16 protein-coding genes and 2 tRNA genes are annotated in these 18,474 nt (G+C 59.8%); 12 read left to right on the top strand and 6 right to left on the bottom strand.

Annotation, left to right across the window (positions count from 1 at the left end):
* Positions 1-258: 258 nt before the first annotated feature.
* Together ahpC and ahpF are read left to right on the top strand one after the other, a co-directional pair.
* Positions 259-822, top strand: a complete 564-nt coding sequence (ahpC, locus tag FHJ80_RS03045; protein ID WP_139525556.1) for an alkyl hydroperoxide reductase subunit C — start codon at positions 259-261, stop codon at positions 820-822.
* Positions 823-1,001: 179 nt separating this feature from the next.
* Entirely contained in the window at positions 1,002-2,558 is a 1,557-nt protein-coding gene (gene ahpF / locus FHJ80_RS03040; protein ID WP_139525555.1) for an alkyl hydroperoxide reductase subunit F, read from the top strand.
* A 100-nt stretch (positions 2,559-2,658) separates the two neighbouring features.
* On the opposite strand, the gene FHJ80_RS03035 is transcribed toward ahpF, so the two are convergent.
* The 5 genes from FHJ80_RS03035 to hemA are packed head-to-tail and all read right to left on the bottom strand — an operon-like array spanning position 2,659 to position 7,193.
* Positions 2,659-3,414 (bottom strand): molybdopterin-synthase adenylyltransferase MoeB, encoded by a 756-nt coding sequence (locus FHJ80_RS03035; RefSeq protein WP_139525554.1) that lies wholly within the window; start codon positions 3,412-3,414, stop codon positions 2,659-2,661.
* A gap of 4 nt (positions 3,415-3,418) precedes the next feature.
* Entirely contained in the window at positions 3,419-3,919 is a 501-nt protein-coding gene (locus FHJ80_RS03030; protein WP_139525553.1) for an Lrp/AsnC ligand binding domain-containing protein, read from the bottom strand.
* A gap of 30 nt (positions 3,920-3,949) precedes the next feature.
* Positions 3,950-4,798, bottom strand: a complete 849-nt coding sequence (prmC, locus tag FHJ80_RS03025; protein WP_139525552.1) for a peptide chain release factor N(5)-glutamine methyltransferase — start codon at positions 4,796-4,798, stop codon at positions 3,950-3,952.
* Positions 4,798-5,886 (bottom strand): peptide chain release factor 1, encoded by a 1,089-nt coding sequence (prfA, locus tag FHJ80_RS03020; RefSeq protein ID WP_139525551.1) that lies wholly within the window; start codon positions 5,884-5,886, stop codon positions 4,798-4,800. Before prfA ends, prmC begins: the two co-directional genes overlap by 1 nt.
* On the bottom strand, positions 5,883-7,193 hold the full coding sequence (hemA, locus tag FHJ80_RS03015) for a glutamyl-tRNA reductase (RefSeq protein ID WP_139525550.1): 1,311 nt from the start codon (positions 7,191-7,193) through the stop codon (positions 5,883-5,885). Before hemA ends, prfA begins: the two co-directional genes overlap by 4 nt.
* 228 nt (positions 7,194-7,421) lie before the next feature.
* Between hemA and FHJ80_RS03010 the strand changes: the two genes are divergently transcribed.
* From FHJ80_RS03010 to FHJ80_RS02970, 9 genes are all read left to right on the top strand, one after another.
* Positions 7,422-9,215: a tetratricopeptide repeat protein gene (locus FHJ80_RS03010; RefSeq protein WP_139525549.1), complete on the top strand. Its 1,794-nt coding sequence runs from the start codon at positions 7,422-7,424 to the stop codon at positions 9,213-9,215.
* A gap of 86 nt (positions 9,216-9,301) precedes the next feature.
* Entirely contained in the window at positions 9,302-9,952 is a 651-nt protein-coding gene (lolB, locus tag FHJ80_RS03005) for a lipoprotein insertase outer membrane protein LolB (protein ID WP_139525548.1), read from the top strand.
* Between the two features lie 58 nt (positions 9,953-10,010).
* Positions 10,011-10,871, top strand: coding sequence for a 4-(cytidine 5'-diphospho)-2-C-methyl-D-erythritol kinase (gene ispE / locus FHJ80_RS03000; RefSeq protein WP_139525547.1), 861 nt, complete (start codon positions 10,011-10,013; stop codon positions 10,869-10,871).
* A gap of 30 nt (positions 10,872-10,901) precedes the next feature.
* Positions 10,902-10,976, top strand: a tRNA-Gln gene (locus tag FHJ80_RS02995).
* A 59-nt stretch (positions 10,977-11,035) separates the two neighbouring features.
* On the top strand, positions 11,036-11,977 hold the full coding sequence (locus FHJ80_RS02990) for a ribose-phosphate pyrophosphokinase (protein ID WP_026001771.1): 942 nt from the start codon (positions 11,036-11,038) through the stop codon (positions 11,975-11,977).
* Positions 11,978-12,073: 96 nt separating this feature from the next.
* Positions 12,074-12,715 (top strand): 50S ribosomal protein L25/general stress protein Ctc, encoded by a 642-nt coding sequence (locus tag FHJ80_RS02985; RefSeq protein ID WP_139525546.1) that lies wholly within the window; start codon positions 12,074-12,076, stop codon positions 12,713-12,715.
* A gap of 188 nt (positions 12,716-12,903) precedes the next feature.
* Positions 12,904-13,485: an aminoacyl-tRNA hydrolase gene (pth, locus tag FHJ80_RS02980; protein WP_139525545.1), complete on the top strand. Its 582-nt coding sequence runs from the start codon at positions 12,904-12,906 to the stop codon at positions 13,483-13,485.
* 104 nt (positions 13,486-13,589) lie between these two features.
* Positions 13,590-14,681 (top strand): redox-regulated ATPase YchF, encoded by a 1,092-nt coding sequence (gene ychF / locus FHJ80_RS02975; RefSeq protein WP_139525544.1) that lies wholly within the window; start codon positions 13,590-13,592, stop codon positions 14,679-14,681.
* A 64-nt stretch (positions 14,682-14,745) separates the two neighbouring features.
* Positions 14,746-14,822, top strand: a tRNA-Met gene (locus FHJ80_RS02970).
* A gap of 79 nt (positions 14,823-14,901) precedes the next feature.
* Here the strand turns inward: FHJ80_RS02970 and FHJ80_RS02965 are convergent.
* Positions 14,902-16,206 (bottom strand): M18 family aminopeptidase, encoded by a 1,305-nt coding sequence (locus FHJ80_RS02965; RefSeq protein WP_139525543.1) that lies wholly within the window; start codon positions 16,204-16,206, stop codon positions 14,902-14,904.
* 138 nt (positions 16,207-16,344) lie between these two features.
* Here FHJ80_RS02965 and FHJ80_RS02960 point away from each other — a divergent pair, with 138 nt between their 5' ends.
* Positions 16,345-18,438 (top strand): carboxy terminal-processing peptidase, encoded by a 2,094-nt coding sequence (locus FHJ80_RS02960; RefSeq protein ID WP_139525542.1) that lies wholly within the window; start codon positions 16,345-16,347, stop codon positions 18,436-18,438.
* Positions 18,439-18,474 lie beyond the last annotated feature (36 nt).

The following is an 18,474-nucleotide window of genomic DNA, read 5'->3' as shown; positions in this document are numbered from 1 at the left end:
AGTTGAAAACAGCTTAGGCGATTATCGCAACCGTGCGAATTTTGCGGTGCAGTGCCGCCTACCGCAAGAGCCACCGAAAAATTCTTGTATTAAGCGCCAACTGCCCCCACAACAAGTGTCGCGAAAGGTAGCCAAATCGTTCAATAGCCCACTTCTATTGGAAAGATTCATTTTTCCAATTTTAGCTATTAGTTGTAGCCCGCTACCATTAGCAACAACTTTTTTTACTGCCATCCACCCTTTATGGAGACGTTCTAAATGTCTTTGATCAACACTGAAGTAAAACCGTTTAAAGCCACCGCCTACCTGAACGGCGAATTTATCGATGTTACTGAAGCGGACCTGAAAGGTCAGTGGTCCATTTTCTTCTTCTATCCGGCTGACTTCACCTTCGTCTGCCCGACCGAGCTTGGCGATCTGGCCGACAACTACGAAGCCTTCAAGAAGCTGGGCGTCGAAATCTACAGCGTATCTACCGACACCCACTTTACCCACAAAGCATGGCACGACAGCTCTGAAACCATCGGCAAGCTTCAGTACCCGATGATCGCTGACCCGACCCTGCAAATTTCTCGCAACTTCGAAGTACTCATCGAAGAAGCGGGTCTGGCTGAGCGCGGCACCTTCGTCGTTGACCCCGATGGCAAAATCCAGATCGTCGAAATCAACGCTGGCAACATTGGCCGTAACGCCGAAGAGCTGCTGCGTAAAGTGAAGGCAGCTCAATACGTTCGTGAAAACCCGAACGAAGTGTGCCCGGCCAAATGGAAAGAAGGCGAAGAGACACTTGCCCCGTCTCTGGATCTCGTAGGCAAAATCTAACTCGCCTACCGCTGCCCTACCGGCAGCATGACACCCGGGCACTTGGCCCGGGTGTTCCGTTTAAGCACCCGTATCACCGCATCCCTGTTTTCCCTAGCGCCATTGGCTGCCCGACTGACTCGGCAGCGAGCGTTTTAGGTCGAGAACGACTTACTGCTGACTGCGAGGAAGCCACTGTCATGCTGGACGCCAATTTAAAAAATCAGTTGAAAGCTTACCTGGAAAAAGTGACTCAACCGTTCGAGATCGTTGCGTCCCTCGATGACGGTGCCAAGTCACGTGAATTACTGGGTCTGCTGGAAGATATCAGCAGCCTCACCGATAAGATTACTCTGCACACCGACGGGCAAGACAGCCGTACCCCATCGTTTGCCATCAACCGCCCCGGAGAAGAGACCGGCGTGGTCTTTGCTGGCATCCCCATGGGCCACGAGTTCACTTCGCTGGTACTGGCGCTGTTGCAAGTGGGTGGCCACCCACCGAAGACCTCTCAAGCGCTGCTGGACCAAATCAAGGATCTCGATGGCGAAATGCTGTTCGAGACCTACTACTCGCTCTCCTGCCAGAACTGCCCAGATGTGGTCCAGGCACTGAACCTGATGGCAATCTTCAATCCGAAGGTGCGCCACGTCGCCATCGACGGTGCGCTGTTCCAGGATGAAGTCGAATCGCGCGAAATCATGTCCGTGCCCAGCATCTACTTGAACGGCAAGCCGTTTGACCAGGGACGTATGACCCTCGAACAGATTCTTGCCAAGGTCGATACCGGCGCTGCCGAACGCGAAGCGAAGAAGCTGAGCGAAAAAGCTGCGTTCGATACGCTCGTCATCGGCGGCGGCCCAGCAGGTGCGTCGGCAGCGATCTACTCCGCCCGTAAAGGCATCAACACCGGCGTTGCCGCTGAGCGCTTCGGCGGTCAAGTCGCCGATACCATGGGCATCGAGAACTTCATCTCCGTCACCCATACCGAAGGTCCCAAGCTGGTCAGCGCGCTCGAAGAGCACGTCAAAGAGTACGACGTCGACGTCATGAATCTGCAGCGCGCTACATCGTTCAAAGCAGCGGAGGCCGATGGCGGCCTGCACGAGGTCACCTTCGAATCTGGCGCGAAGCTGAAGAGCAAGACCCTGGTACTGGCGACCGGCGCCCGCTGGCGCGAAATGAACGTGCCTGGCGAACAGGAGTACCGCAACAAAGGCGTTGCCTACTGCCCCCACTGTGACGGCCCGCTGTTCAAAGGAAAGCGGGTGGCGGTCATCGGTGGCGGTAACTCGGGCGTCGAAGCCGCGATCGACCTGGCCGGCATCGTCGGTCACGTGACGCTGGTGGAGTTCATGGGCGAAATGCGCGCCGATGCCGTCTTGCAGAAGAAGCTGAAGAGCCTGCCCAACGTCGACATCGTGCTGAACGCTCAGACCACCGAGGTCACTGGCGACGGCAGCCGTGTCAACGGCCTGACTTACAAAGACCGCAATACAGATGAAGTGAAGAGCATCGCACTGGAAGGCATTTTCGTACAAATCGGCTTGGTGCCCAACACCGAGTGGTTGAAAGGCTCGCCCATCGAAATGTCCCCGCGTGGCGAGATCATCGTCGACGCCCACGGCATGACCTCGGTGCCCGGCGTGTTCGCCGCAGGCGATGTGACCACTGTGCCTTACAAGCAGATCATCATTGCCATGGGTGAAGGCGCCAAAGCGTCCTTGGGTGCCTTCGACTACCTGATTCGTCATTAAGCAAATGACTGGCTAAGAGGGCGGCCGTACCGCCCTACTGAGTTCGTTCCCTTTGACGTGAAGACCGTGACGTCACGCCCGCCTCCCTGCGGGCGTTCTTTTATGCGCGGGCGCTACACACTGGGCAGGCAGGATCTCTCGGCACTTGGAAATGGCGCCACTGGCCGCTCAAGCCATCGAAGGTGGACAAGCCCTGATGTGACCTGCCCGCGCCGCTGATCAGTTTGAACGCTTCGACCGCCTGAAAACAGCCGATCAGCCCCACCAGCGGGGCCATGACCCCGCTCTCCGCACAGCTCAACGTTTCGTCGTCACTATCGCCTGGCGGGTAGAGGCAGGCATAGCAGGGGCAAGCGGCATCACGGGGATCAAACACCGCCAACTGGCCCGAAAAGCGAATCGCTGCACCGGAAATCAGCGGCACGCCCGCCCGCTGAGAGGCGGCATTGATGGCATAGCGGCTAGAGAATCGATCGGTGCAGTCCAGCACTACGTCGGCCGAGGCCACCAAGTCCATGAGCGCCTCGCCTTCGGCATGTTGCTCGATCGCCACGACATGGCACTCCGGATTGAGCGCCTGCATACGCTCCTTGGCTGAACGCGCTTTGTTGACCCCCAGACTGGCTTGCTGGTGGGCAATTTGGCGCTGTAAATTCGTCAACTCCACCTGATCCGCATCGACGATGGTGATACTGCCAACGCCCGCCGCCGCCAGATAGAGCGCTACCGGCGAGCCGAGCCCGCCGGCACCAATGATCAGGGCATGAGCAGCACGCAGGCGCTCCTGGCCGCCAATATCGACCTCGGGCAGCATGATTTGGCGGCTATAGCGCAGCAGCGCCTGATCGTCCATCATCGCGTTACTTATCCTCAAATTCCTCGATATCGGGGATGTGCAGGCTAAAGCTCTCCTTCACCTCTTCCATCACCACGTAGCTTTTCGACTCTTTCACGCCGGGAAGGGTCAGCACCACATCGCCCAATAGCTGACGATACGCGGCCATTTCGGGAATGCGGCACTTCAAAATATAGTCGAACTGCCCAGAGACCAAGTGACACTCCTGAATCTGCGGCAGCTTCTCGACCGCACGGCGGAACTCGTCGAACACCGTCGGCGATTGGGTTTCCAGACTAATTTCGACGAACACCAGCAAATTCGCCTTGAGCGCCCGGGGATCGAGAATGGCTTGGTAGCCGCGGATGATGCCCGCTCGCTCCAGGCGTTTGACACGCTCCAAACAAGGGGTTGTGGATAACCCAACTTCCGAAGCAAGGTCTACATAGGAGATACGTGCGTTTTCCTGCAGACAGCGCAGAATCTTCAGGTCGATACGGTCCAGCGTTCTATTTTTTGGTTTCATGGCAGGATCCAATACTGATGAATCAGGCAGTTATTCGAGATGCCCCAGGGTAACCCGTTCATGGCCGCCGATGTCTTGTACGCTTTCAACGTTTTGATAGCCCGCCTGCATCAATGCTTGGCGAACGCAGGCAGCCTGCTGGTAACCGTGCTCTAGCGCCAGCCAGCCGCCGGGAGAAAGAAACGCTTGGGCAGCGATGATCAGATGCATCAAGTCCGCCATGCCATCGCCCTCGGCCACCAGCGCCGAACGGGGCTCGAAGCGCACGTCACCCTCGGACAAATGCGGGTCGTCGGCGGCGATGTAAGGCGGGTTACTCACGATGATATCGAATGCATCGCCGTCAGGCGGCACTCCCAGCGAAGCAAACCAGTCGCTCAGCAAAAAAGTTGCGTTAGCGATGTGCAGTGTCTGAGCATTGTGAGTGGCAAGCGACACTGCCTCCGGCCGAACATCGACCCCAATGACTTGCCACATCGGCCGCTCACTGGCAAAGGCCAGCGCGATAGCCCCGGAGCCCGTCCCCAAATCGAGCAGCCTGCCGCTGAGCGCTTTGGCACGCGCCAGCACGACGTCCACTAGCGTTTCGGTATCGGGACGGGGGATCAGCGTAGAGGGCGAGGTTGCCAATGACAGCCCCCAAAACTCGCGCTCTCCGGTCAAGTAAGCCACCGGCTGTCCCTGAGCACGCGCGGCGACCAAGGCGTCAAAGCGAGCATGCTCCCAGGTGGGGCATTCGCTATCGCCCCAAGTGTATAGCCACGTGCGGCTGCGGCTTGCAGCGAATACCATCAACACCTCAGCATCGATCCGTGGCGATGGCGAACCGGCGCGCTGCAACCGCTGGGCAGCGCTCTTCAGAAGGGCGTCGAACGTCATCAAGCGTCCTGCAGCGCCGAGAGCTGTTCTGCTTGGTACTCGTGAATCAGCGGCTCGATGACGTCGTCCAATTGCTCGCCGCTCACTACTTCGGTCAGCTTGTAGAGCGTCAGGTTGATCCGGTGGTCGGTAATGCGCCCTTGGGGGAAGTTGTACGTCCGGATTCGCTCGCTGCGATCCCCCGACCCTACCAACGAGCGGCGAGCATCGGCCTGCTCCTGGCGCTGGGAATCCACGGCGTTGCGTTTGAGCTTGGCGGCCAGCAGCGACATCGCTTTGGCACGGTTCTTGTGCTGGCTACGCTCTTCCTGGCACTCCACCACCACGCCGGTGGGCAGGTGGGTAATACGGATCGCGGAGTCGGTGGTATTGACGTGCTGACCACCGGCACCGCTGGAGCGGTAGGTATCGACCCGCAAATCGGCCGGATTGATATCGATATCCCCCACCTCGTCCACCTCGGGCATCACCGCGACGGTGCACGCTGACGTGTGGATACGCCCCTGAGATTCGGTTGCCGGTACGCGCTGCACCCGGTGAGCGCCCGACTCGAACTTGAGCCGCGCGTAGACGCCGTCACCCTTCACCCGGGAGATGACTTCTTTATAACCGCCCTGCTCGCCGTGGCTGGCACTGACGACTTCGACACGCCAGCCACGCTTTTCCGCATAGCGGGAGTACATGCGAAACAGATCGCCCGCAAAAATAGCGGCTTCGTCCCCGCCAGTACCTGCACGCACTTCCAAAAAGACGCCGCGCCCATCGTCGGGATCTTTCGGAATCAGCAGGCGCTTGAGCTCCACGTCGAGCGTTTCCAACTGCTCGCGGCCTTCGATGATCTCCATCTCGGCCAGCTCGCGCATGTCGGGGTCGCTGTCGCGGCTGAGCTGCTCGGCGTCAGCAATGCCTTGTTCCACGTCGAGATAGCGCTTCCACGCGGCGACCAGCTCTTCGAGTTCGGCGTACTCACGGGAGTAGTCGCGAAAGCGCTGTTGATTGTTGATCACCTCAGGATCCGACAGCAGCATGGCCAGCTCTTCGAACCGGTCGGAAAAGCTGTCTAAACGTTGGCGCAAAGTCTCTTTCATGCGGGCGTATCATCCTTCTGGCGTTTTGCCGAGGGCGCAGGCTGCTCGAAGGCGGGCTTCGGTGGTAGCAGCAGGCGCGGCGCGGCGCTGAGCAAATCGTGGTTTTCCTGGGCAGCCGCTTCGCGAATGGTCAGCGTCGGCTGATGCATGAACCGGTTAGCGAGCTGGTGCGCCAAACGCTCGACCACTTTGGCGGGGTCTTCGCCTTTGGCCAGACGCTCCAACGCTTGGTCGCGGGCTTGGTCGCGCAGCGATTCACCGTGACGCCGAAAATCGCGAATCACTTCGCCGCCGTTGCGTACCCGCCGCTCCTGCTGCCAGCTCCCCACGCCGCGTTCGATCAGCGACTCGGCTTGGTCGGCCGCAACCTGACGATGACGCCGGTTCTCCTCGATCACCTCTTCCAGGTCATCGACGGTATAGAGGAACACGTCCGCCAGCTCCCCCACTTCCGGCTCGATATCCCGAGGCACGGCGATGTCTACCATGAAGACCGGGCGATGGCGGCGCTTTTTCAGCGCCCGCTCGACCATGCCCTTACCCAGAATCGGCAGCGGCGAGGCGGTGGACGAGATGACGATATCGGCACGCTCCAAGGCGTCGGGAATTTCCGGCAGGGTAATCGCCGTGCCTCCGAGCGAAGAGGAGACCCGTTCGGCACGTTCACGGGTACGGTTGGCAACGGTGAGCTGACGCACCCCCGCCTCGTGCAGGTGGCGAGCCACTAGTTCGATGGTTTCCCCTGCACCTATCAATAGCGCATTGGCGCGACTGAAATCATCGAAAATGCGGCTGGCCATGCTAACGGCGGCATAGGCCACCGACACCGGGTTCTTGCCGATTCCGGTTTCGGTGCGTACCTGTTTGGCCACGGCAAAGGTGTGCTGAAAAAGCCGCTCCAGCTCGCCACCCAGCCCCTTGGCCTGGCGCGCCTGCTGGTAAGCCTCTTTCAACTGACCCAGAATCTGTGGCTCGCCCAACACCATGGAGTCCAGCCCAACGGCCACGCGCATCAAGTGACGCGCGGCATCGTTATCGTGGTAGTGGTAGGCACAGCGGGTAAGCTCTTCCACGCGCAAATTATGAAAACGGCCCAGCCAGTCCAATACGGTTTGCTCACCGGCGGCATCCGTCACACAGTAAAGCTCCGTGCGATTACACGTCGAAAGTACCGCTGCTTCGCTGATGTGCGGCAGGCTGCGCAGCTCGGCCAGCGCGCTTTCTAGCTGCGTTGGCGTAAAAGCCACCTGCTCGCGCACCGCAACGGTAGCAGTACGATGATTGATTCCCAGGGCAAGAAGCGTCATGGGCTATGCGTCTTCGCTAGTGGATCGGTCGTCACGTCACTGTCGGTCATTGTTTCTTGGCTTGCTGATACAAGTCTAAGAGAGCAGCTTTGTAAGTGAATTGCGCTGACTCGGCTCTTTTTCAAGGAGAGTCATTCTATCACAGCCGAGCATCTTCTGGCGCACACCACTTTGCCGCAGGCAGCCAAGCCGCTATGCTGAACACTCGGCCACTTGATCGAGATACGCATGCCCCATCGCGCAACACTTCTGGGTATTCCCCTTTCGTTTTCGGGTTTTCCACTCTACCCCCTGGCCGCCACGCTGATGTTGAGCGGCTGTCAGCTCTCGCCCTCGCTGCTGGGTAACGACGCGCCATCTCGTGTCGACGATCCCATGGCATCGGCGCCCCCCATCACACGCGGATTGGATGCCGCAGGCTTGAGCACCCTGCTTGCCGCCGAGCTGGCTGGGCAGCGAGGCGACTACCGCTATGCTGGGCAAGGCTATCTCGACGCCGCGCAGCGCTATACCTCGCCGGGGCTTGCCGAACGCGCCACGTTTGCTGCTCGGTTTGGGAACGACGCGGCGTTGATGGAAACCGCCGCGCTGCGCTGGCGTGAGCTCGATCCCCAAGCAGAGACGCCCAACCGCCTGTTAGCGTCGCTGTCGCTTCAGCGTGGCGATTGGCTCGACAGCCTTGAGCAACGACTCGCCATCGCCAGGGCTGGCGGTAACGGTGAGATCGCCACCTTTGCCGAAATCGCTGTAGCGGAAGAGGCACCGCTACGCCTGCTAGCCCAGCAGTTACGACGCTATCTCGGCGAGCCCGGCGCCGCCCAGCGCGAGTTTCATAGCGATGTGCTGCTAGGTACCGCCTTGATCGAAGCCGCCCTAGGAGAAACGCAAACGGCGCAGCGCTACTTGAACGAGGTGGAGCAACAAGCCCCCGAGTCATCCGCGCTATGGCTTGCCAAAGCCCGTCTAGCACTTGAAACCGGCGACCACCGTGGCGCACAGCGAGCCGCCCAGCAGGGCTTGAACCTTGCCCCGGACGACGTGCGATTCATCCTCATGCTGGCTCAGGCAGAAATCCGGCTCAACAACATTACCGCCGCCGAGGAGCAAACCAACGCGCTTCTCGATAGTCATGGCGGCAACCAGGAACTACGTATTGCTCTCGCCCAGCTTTATTTAGAAGAGGGACACAGCGAGCCCGCCTATCGGCTGCTGCAACCATTGATTGGTCAAGAGAACGTCCCAAACCTCGTCTACTTCCTGATGGGTGCCATTGCGCAGTCTCAAGATGAAGTCGACAATGCCCTTCTTTACTATCGACAAGTGCAGGAGGGCAACGAGTTTCTTCCCGCCAGAGCCGCAGCGGCCAACATGCTGATCGACGACGACCGCCTGCTGGACGCCCGCGCCTTTCTGCGCATCGAGCGTATGCGCCATGATGCTTACTTTGGCGACTTGGTACGGCTAGAAGTACAGCTGCTCGACGAGCTCTCACGTCAAGAGGACGCCACGGCGTTACTGAATCGTGAACTCACCCGCACGCCGGATGACAACAGCCTTCTTTACATGCGTGCCATGCGCGCCTGGGAGAGAGGTGATTTGGCCGGCATGGAGCAGGATTTACGTCAGATCCTGCGCACCGAGCCCAACAATGCCGATGCGCTGAACGCGCTGGGCTACACTTTGGCCGATCTCAATATTGCTGGCAGGCTAGAGGAGGCCCGCGACCTGATCGAGCGCGCCTACGAGGCCGACCCTAATAACCCCGCAGTACTCGATAGTATGGGGTGGGTATACTTCCGACTTGGCCAGCCCAATGACGCACTCGCGTGGCTGGAGAGTGCCTACGCCCAAATGCCCGACCAAGAAATTGCCGCGCACCTCGCCGAGGTTCTGCACTCGCTGGGACGTAGCGATGAAGCGCGAGAGCTCATCGAGCGAATTCTTCAGCGCGCGGCGTATCACCCGCAAATCGATGATTTGCTAGAACGCCATCCTGAACTTAGGCCCGTACGCGCGCCCTAAGGCTTACGCTTGGCGGGCGCACTAGCGCCCGCACGCTCTCTTAATCGACAGCCACCTTTGTAAATAGCAATGACATGGAGCCAGTTATGTTGACCTCTTTTTTGCACCGCGCGCCCTCTAGCACGCCCTCTTGCTACCGCGCTGCACGCTTATGGGTAGCGGCCTTGGCCATCGCCACCCTGACAGGCTGTGCCAGCCAAACGCCGGTCGATGAGAGCGGCCGCCAAGCAGGGCAATGGGAACGCCAGCAGGCCGAGGTCGAAGCGTTCGACACCTGGACCCTGGTAGGTAAAGCGGGACTGCGCACCCCCCAGGAGAACACCAGCGCCAACCTGGACTGGAACCAAACACCCTACTATTTCCGCATGCTGATCAGCGGTCCCTTCGGCGGTGGCCGTAGCGTACTGGAAGGCCGTGAAGGCCGCTTCTCGCTGACCACCAGCGAAGGCCGTTTCGAAGCCGAAACGCCAGAAGCCTTGATGGAAGAGCAGCTTGGCTGGTCGCTGCCGGTGCGCGCCATGCCCGACTGGGTGCGCGGCCTGCCCGGCGATCACGCCAGCTACCAGCTAGAAACCGACGAGCTGGGTTTTCCGAGCTTCTTGCAGCAGGATGGCTGGGAGATCGATTACCGCGACTGGGAGCAGGCAGAAGGCATGTGGCTGCCGCGCCGTCTAGTGATGAACTATGGCGACGTGCGTATTACCCTGGTCGTCAATCAGTGGCAGGCGTCGCAGTAGCCTTCTCGGGCTGGCCTAGCGCCAGCCCTTTTCATACGCTTAGCAGTAGAGAGACGGCATGTCCGCAACACCCCAAACGCTTACCCTACCCGCTCCCGCCAAGCTGAACCGTATGCTGCACATCGTAGGGCGCCGCCCAGATGGCTACCACGAACTGCAGACGCTGTTTCAATTCATCGACCTATGCGACTACCTGAGTTTCACGCTGCGCCAAGATGGCATCATCGAACTGACCACACCGATAGCGGGAGTGGCCCACGATGACAACCTGATCGTACGGGCAGCCACCTTACTGCAGCAGGCCAGCGGCACCCACTTAGGCGCGACGATTTCCATCGAGAAGCACCTACCCATGGGCGGCGGCTTGGGTGGGGGCAGCTCCAACGCCGCCACCGCACTCAAAGGGCTCGACCGGCTCTGGCAGCTTGGGCTGGGCGATATGCCCCTGGCCGAGCTCGGTTTGGCGCTGGGTGCCGACGTGCCGGTTTTCGTTCGGGGCCGCAGCGCCTGGGCAGAAGGCGTCGGCGAAAAGTTGACGCCCGTTACCCTCGACACTCCATGGTTCGTGGTCATTCACCCCGGTATTAGCGTCTCGACCCCGGCGGTCTTCCAAGACTCGGAATTGACACGCGACAGCCTCCCCATTACTATGGCGCGCGCACTGCAGGGGGGAGTAGCCGAGTGGCGTAATGACTGCGAGGCGACCGTCAAAAAACGCTACCCGCACATCGCGGAAGCACTTGACTGGCTCGCGCAGCATGCACCTAGTCGACTGACGGGCACAGGCGCCTGTTTGTTTGCCGCTTTCGAGTCGAAAGAGGCAGCGCAAACGGTGGCTGAATTGGCTAATCGGCGCTGGCAAGCGTGGGTAGCGCGCGGACTCAACACCTCTCCCCTACAAGATGCTCTGGGCTGCTGAAAGCGCCCGGTCATCGCATTAGGTTATTGCTGGGGTATCGCCAAGTGGTAAGGCACCGGTTTTTGGTATCGGCATTCCCAGGTTCGAATCCTGGTACCCCAGCCAACGCTAATGTTGATCTGCGTTTTCTCCCCTGATCCCCAACACTGCAAAGGTGGCTGCGCGTGTCAAAATTGATGGTTTTCACCGGGAACGCCAATCCCGAACTCGCTCAAAAGATTGCCGAGAGCTTAGACAGCCGGATGGGTAACGCCACGGTGGGTCAATTTAGCGACGGCGAAATCGCGGTCGAGATCAATGAGAACGTGCGTGGTAAGGATGTCTTCATCCTGCAATCCACCTGTGCCCCGACGAACGACAACCTGATGGAACTGATCCTGATGGTCGACGCTCTGCGTCGCGCCTCAGCGACCCGCATTACGGCAGTGGTTCCCTATTTTGGCTATGCCCGCCAGGACCGTCGTGTACGCTCCGCCCGTGTTCCCATCTCCGCCAAAGTCGTGGCGGACATGATGGTGAAAGCAGGCGTCGACCGCGTCATGACCATGGACCTGCACGCTGACCAAATCCAAGGTTTCTTCGACGTTCCGGTCGATAACGTATACGGCTCACCGATCCTGCTGGACGACATCGAGCGTCAGAACTACGACGATCTCGTGGTCGTCTCTCCTGACGTTGGCGGCGTGGTACGCGCCCGTGCCATCGCCAAGCAGCTCAACGCCGATCTGGCGATCATCGACAAGCGTCGCCCCCAGGCGAACCAAGCCCAGGTGATGCACATCATCGGTGAAATCGAAGGACGCACCTGCGTAGTCGTCGATGACATGATCGACACCGCCGGCACGCTGTGTAAAGCCGGTGAAGCCCTGAAAGACCACGGCGCTGCGCGCGTCGTCGCGTACGCCACGCATCCGATCTTGTCCGGCCCTGCAGTCGACAACATTACCAACTCTGTACTGGACGAGGTTGTCGTGACCGACACCATTCCGCTCGCCGACCACGCGCGTCGCAGCGGAAAAATTCGTCAGTTGAGCGTTGCTGGCCTGATTGCGGAAGCCATTCGCCGCGTCAGCAACGAAGAATCCGTCAGCGCGATGTTTCACTAACGCCTGACGTTATGAGCCCCCACTTGGGGCCCTGGAAACGTCGTCGTCTGGTCGCGGGCGGCGGCGTTTCCTTACTTAAACCAAGAGGCAAATTCCATGTCTGATTTTATCCTGCAAGCCAGCGTTCGTAACGACCTGGGGAAAGGTGCGAGCCGCCGCCTGCGTCGTGCGAACCAACAAGTACCGGCCGTTGTATACGGCGGTGAGAAAGGCGCTCAGTCGATCTCCGTAGAAAAAACGGCGTTCTACAAAGCGATCGAAGACGAGTCCTTCTTCTCCTCTGTCATCAAGCTGGTGATCGACGGTAAAGAAGAGCAAGTGGTCGTTCGTGACCTGCAGCGTCACCCGTTCAAGCCGCTGCTGACCCACGCTGACTTCCTGCGTGTTGACGCTACTCACGAAATCACCATTAACGTGCCGCTGCACGTGGTGAACGAAGAGAAGTGTGTCGGCATCAAAGACCAAGGCGGCGAACTGCACGTACTGGCCAACGAAGTGGCCATTAGCTGCTTGCCGAAAGATCTTCCGGACTTCCTGGAAGTGGACATCAGCAAGGTCGAGCTGGGCACGACTCTGCACCTGTCTGACCTGACCCTGCCGGCCGGCGTCACCTCCGTTGACCTGTCCCATGGTGAAGAGCACGACAACGCCATTCTGAGCATCACCAAAGTGAAAGTACGCGGCGATGACGAAGAAGAAGGCGAAGGTGAAGGCGACGCAGAAGACAGCGCCGAGTAAGCCTGGTTAAAAGTGCTGCCAGCCAGCGCTGCCTGGGCCATGCCCGCATGGCCCAGGGATGTTAAAATCAAGCGCTTCGGCGCTTGATTTTTTTTTGCGGCATGAGGCTCGATAGCCTCAGGCAGCCGCCTGCCAAGGCAGCTCCGTCACACGTCGTCATATCTTCCAGAACCGTTGGAGGTGGGAAAATGAGCCAGGTAACGGCCATTATAGGACTGGGCAACCCAGGCGCTGAATACGACGCCACCCGACACAACGCGGGCTTTTGGCTCGTCGACGCCATTGCACGCAGCGCCCACACCGAACTGCGTCCTGAAAAAAAATTTTTAGGGCTCTACGCCAAAGCCCGTTTGGGTGACCATGAGCTGCATTTGCTCAACCCCACCACGTTCATGAACCGTAGCGGTGCGGCGGTCGCCGCGCTTACCCAATTCTTCAAATTGACCCCGGAGAGTTTGCTGGTCGCCCACGACGAACTCGACCTTCCCCCGGGGCAGTCACGTTATAAAACCGGCGGCGGACACGGCGGCCACAACGGGCTGCGCGATATCATCAGCGCCCTGGGCAACCAGAAGCAGTTTCACCGCCTGCGTATTGGGATTGGCCACCCGGGCGAAGCGAAGCAGGTGGTCAATTACGTGCTGGGCCGCCCGGGCAAGGCCGAACAAGAAGCCATCGAGCGCTCGCTGGACGAATGCCTGGCCACGCTGCCCCTCGCGCTTTCCGGCGACTGGGCTAAAGCCATGAACCGCCTGCATAGCGTAAAATAGCGGCACGTTGTCGGACTCTATCACCCCGCGTTACGAACGCACTCTTTTCACACCGGGCAGACGCAGCAACGGTTGCGCCGCCCTAGCGGTCAGGAAGTTATTTTATGGGCTTTAACTGCGGTATCGTCGGCCTACCCAACGTAGGTAAATCCACGCTCTTCAATGCGTTGACCAAGTCGGGCATTGATGCCGAGAACTTTCCGTTCTGCACCATCGAACCCAATGTCGGCATCGTGCCGATGCCCGACCCGCGCCTAGACAAGCTGGCGGCCATCGTGAAGCCCGAAAAAGTGCTGCCCACCACCATGGAGTTCGTGGACATCGCGGGCCTCGTAGCGGGCGCCTCCAAGGGTGAGGGCCTGGGCAACAAGTTCCTGGCCAACATTCGCGAAACCCAAGCGATTGCCCACGTGGTGCGCTGTTTCGATAACGACAACGTCATCCACGTCGCCAATCAGGTCGACCCCCGCGCCGACATCGAGACCATCAACCTCGAGCTCGCCCTGGCCGACCTGGACACCGTCGAGAAAGCCAGCCAGCGCCTGGTGCGGGTGGTGAAAGGCGGCGACAAAGACGCCATTGCCACCAAAGCCGTGCTGGACAAGATCCAGCCGCACCTGGCCGAAGGCCAGCCGCTGCGCAGTTTTGGGCTGGACGAGGACGAGAAGCGTCAGGTAAAAAGTTTCGGCTTCTTGACCCTCAAGCCCACCATGTACATTGCCAACGTCAATGAAGACGGCTTCGAGAACAACCCCTACCTGGACATCGTCAAAGAGATCGCCGCCGAAGAAGGTGCAGTCGTCGTGCCGGTGTGCAACCAGTTAGAAGCCGAAATTGCCGAGCTGGATGACGAAGAGCGCAGCATGTTTCTGGCCGACATGGGCATGGAAGAGCCGGGACTCGACCGCGTGATTCGCGCGGGCTACGCCCTGCTGGGCCTGCAAACCTACTTTACCGCCGGTGTGAAAGAAGTGCGCGCCTGGACCGTGAAACAGGGCGCTAGCGCGCCGGAAGCCGCCGGTGTGATTCACACCGATTTCCAGAAAGGCTTCATTCGCGCCGAGGTCATCGCCTATGACGACTACGTCGCGCTAGGCGGCGAACAAGGTGCCAAAGACAACGGCAAATGGCGCCTGGAAGGCAAAGAGTACATCGTCAAAGATGGCGACGTGATCCACTTCCGCTTCAATGTATAAGCGAGAAAAGAAACAAATGCTTGACGGGCGGCGTGCCTCTGGGTAATATTCGCCCCCGTTGAACGGCTACGTAGCTCAGCTGGTTAGAGCACATCACTCATAATGATGGGGTCCCCTGTTCAAATCAGGGCGTAGCCACCAACACCGAATACCGCTAGCAATAGCCAGGCCCGCTGACTCAGTCAGCGGGCCTTTTTCGTTTCTAAAATGCTGATCAATATCACGCAAGCGCCGGGCGGTTCAGGAACACCGTCAGCGCACGGGTCAGGTAATCCACGTCTCGCGTACCGGACGTTTCACGAATCGAGTGCATCGCCCACTGGGGCAACCCGACGTCGATGGTCGGCACGCCCACTTCCGTGGCGGTAATCGGCCCTATGGTGCTGCCACAGCCCATATCCGCCCGTGTGACGAACGACTGTACGGGCACATCTGCTTCGCGACACACGTCCCGGAACAGCGCGCCGGTGACGCTATTGGTGGCGTAGCGTTGGCTGGCGTTCACCTTGATCACCGGGCCGCCGTTAATGGCCGGACCGTGACGTTCATCGTGTTTGTCGCGGAAGTTTGGATGCAGCGCGTGAGCGTTATCGCAGGAGATCATCAGCGACGATTGAATCAGCTGGATCAACGACTCCTCGCTGCCACCGCTCACCTGGGCATTCAAGCGTTTCAGCACGTCGCTCAAGAACGGCCCCTGGGCACCGCACGCGCTGGCACTGCCCACCTCCTCATGGTCATTCGCCACCAGCAGCGCGCCCTGGCTACCATCGCTTTCCAGCAGCGCCTCCAGGCCCACGAAGCACGACAGCAGGTTATCTAGCCGCGCGCTGGCCAGCAGCTCCTTGCGCAGCCCGACCAGTGATGGCGGCTGAACGTCGTAAAAGCCCAACTCGAAATCCACGACCTCGACCGCGCGTAGGCCGTGCTGCTCTTCCAACCACTGCCCCAGCAGTTCGTGCAGCTTGGCGGTATCGCTCTGCATCAGCACCGGCGCCATCTGTGTTTGCGGATTGATCGAGCGCCCTGCGTTCACATCGCGGTCCATATGGATCGCCAAGCTCGGAATCATCGCAATCGGACGCGCCACGTTGAGCAGCACGCTCTCCAAGCGGCCATCGGCATGGCGCACGTGAACGCGGCCCGCCAAGCCCAAATCGCGGTCAAACCAGGGGGCCAACAGCACGCCGCCGTACACCTGCACGCCCAACTGCAGCCAACCCGCCGAATATTGGGTGGCGTTGGGCTTCAAGCGCAGCCCTGGGCTATCGGTGTGAGCACCCAGCATGCGCAGGCTGGTCAGCTTGCCGGCGGGCAGCTGAAACGCGATCACCGCCGAGTCGTTGCGCGTCACGTAGTAGCGCTTTCCTGGCACGAGCTGCCAGTTCGCGGTCTCTTCCAGGCGCGTGAAGCCCGCCTGCTCCAAACGCTCGGCCATGCGCTGGGTGGCATGCCATGGCGTGGGCGAGTGCTGCAAAAAATCGCACAGCCGCGTTAAACGTTCCGCGTTGAAAGCCTCGGACATGGAATTCCTCATAACAGTAATGATTGAGTCTCACAGGGGAAATGACCTGCTACAATGCTCCCTCGGCCTACGCAACTCATAGGCTGACTGCGGGTCTAGGGAAGAATGAGTGTACACAAATCCGGGAGAGCTTGACTGATGAGCTTGTTTGCAACGCTTTCGCGCTCGGTCACCCTTGCCGTCATGCTGGTGATCACCAGCCCGGCAGCGCTGGCGCAACTTGCGCCGACCGACGAACAACGCCAAGCGGCGGTGGAAATTGCGGAAGCCCTCCGCTATGGCCATTATGCCGATATTGATTTCGACGAACAGTGGTCACAGGAAGCTTTCCAGCGCTATCTGGACATTCTTGATGGTCAGCGCAGCTACTTACTGAACCGTGACATCGAACCCTATCGCCACCTCGAAGACGACATGGCCGACGCGCTGTTCGACGGCGACCTAGACGATGCGTTTGCGCTTTACAACCGTCTCAGCGAGCGGCACACCAACCGCTTGGAATGGCTGCTTGCCGAATTGGACGACGGTTTATCGTTGGAGTTCGATAGCAACGAACGCTTGGAAGTCGACCGCGAAGACGCTCCCTGGGCCAGCCGCGAAAGCGAGCTGGATGAGCTATGGCGCAAACGGCTGAAAAACGACGCCCTGACCCTCGCCCTCACCGACCAAGACGCAGAGCAGATCGAAGACAACCTGCGCCAACGTTATGAAGGCCAGCTTTCGCGGTTACGCCAAACGGAATCGGAAGATGTCTTTGGGCTGCTGATGGCCGCTGTCTCCGGCACCATCGACCCGCATACCGGCTACCTCTCTCCTCGCCAAGGCGAATCTTTTGACATTCAAATGAGCCTCTCGCTGGAGGGCATAGGCGCGCTACTGCAATCCGACGGCGAGTACGTCAAGGTCTCTAGCCTCGTACCCGGCGGCCCCGCGGAGCGCGCAGGCGTATTAGAACCCGCCGACCGCATCATCGCCGTGGGCCAGGAAGAGGGAGAAATGGTCAACGTGGTGGGCATGCGCCTGGATAACGTCGTCGACCTGATTCGCGGCCCGAAAGGCTCCGTGGTCCGCCTGGACGTGGTGCCGGCCCAGGCGGTGGATATGACCCGCTCGCAAATCGTCGAAATCACCCGCGATACGGTGAGCCTTGAAGATCAAGCCGCCCACAGCGAAGTGATCGAAGTGATGCGTGACGGCGAGCAACACCGCATCGGCGTCATCAATGTGCCCACCTTCTACGTGGACTTCGACGCCTGGCAAGCCGGTGAAGAGGAGTACCGCAGCACCACCCGCGACGTCGCCCGAGAAATCGACAACCTCAAAAAAGAGGGTGTGGAAGGCATCGTGCTGGACCTGCGCAATAACGGCGGCGGCGCGCTACAGGAAGCCAATTCGCTGATCGGCCTATTCATCGACCGCGGCCCCACCGTGCAGGTACGCGACGCCCAGGGCCGCATTCAGCTCTACGGCGACACCGAAGCGGGCACCGTGTACGACGGCCCACTCACCGTACTGGTGAACCGCCTTTCGGCTTCGGCCTCGGAAATCTTTGCCGGCGCCATTCAGGACTACGGCCGTGGCGTTGTAGTGGGCGCCTCCACCTTTGGCAAAGGCACCGTGCAAACCCTCAACGAGCTGAGCCATGGCCAAATCAAACTGACCCGCGCCAAGTTCTACCGTATCTCTGGCGACAGCACACAGAACCGCGGCGTGGAGCCAGACATCACGTTTCCCAGCTTGATCGACCCCGAGCGCATCGGTGAAAGCAGCCTGGATAACGCATTGGCTTGGGACACCGTGCAAAACGTTCAGTATCGCCGCTACGGCGAGCCGGAGCGCGTACTGCCTACGCTGATTGCTCGCCACGAAGAGCGCGCCAAAGAGAATCCCAACTTCCGCTATCTGGAACGCCAGTCCACGCTGGCTCGCCAGCTGCGTGAACAGCACACCAGCGTAAGCCTAAACCGCGAGCAGCGTCAGAGAGAGCTAGAGGCCCAAGAAGCCGAGCAGCTCTCTCTGGAGAACCAGCGCCGCCGCGCCCTGGGCCTGCCGGAACTGGAAGAGTGGATGGACGCGCGTAGCGACGGCACCGCCGCCACCGAAGACGCCGAGACCGAGAACGACAGCGACGACGAAGAGATGCCCGTGGACCGCGCCCACGTGCTCGAAGCCGCCGAAGTGCTCCTCGACTACGTTCATCTGCAAGAGAGCCAGCGCATGGCCAAGCGTTAACCACGCTTACCCCACACTGGAAGCGACAACGCCAGC

Source organism: Halomonas sp. BL6 (assembly GCF_006228115.1).
Lineage (GTDB): Bacteria > Pseudomonadota > Gammaproteobacteria > Pseudomonadales > Halomonadaceae > Vreelandella > Vreelandella piezotolerans.
Note: the sequence above shows the minus strand (reverse complement) of the source record. Positions and strands in the feature narration are given on the sequence as shown.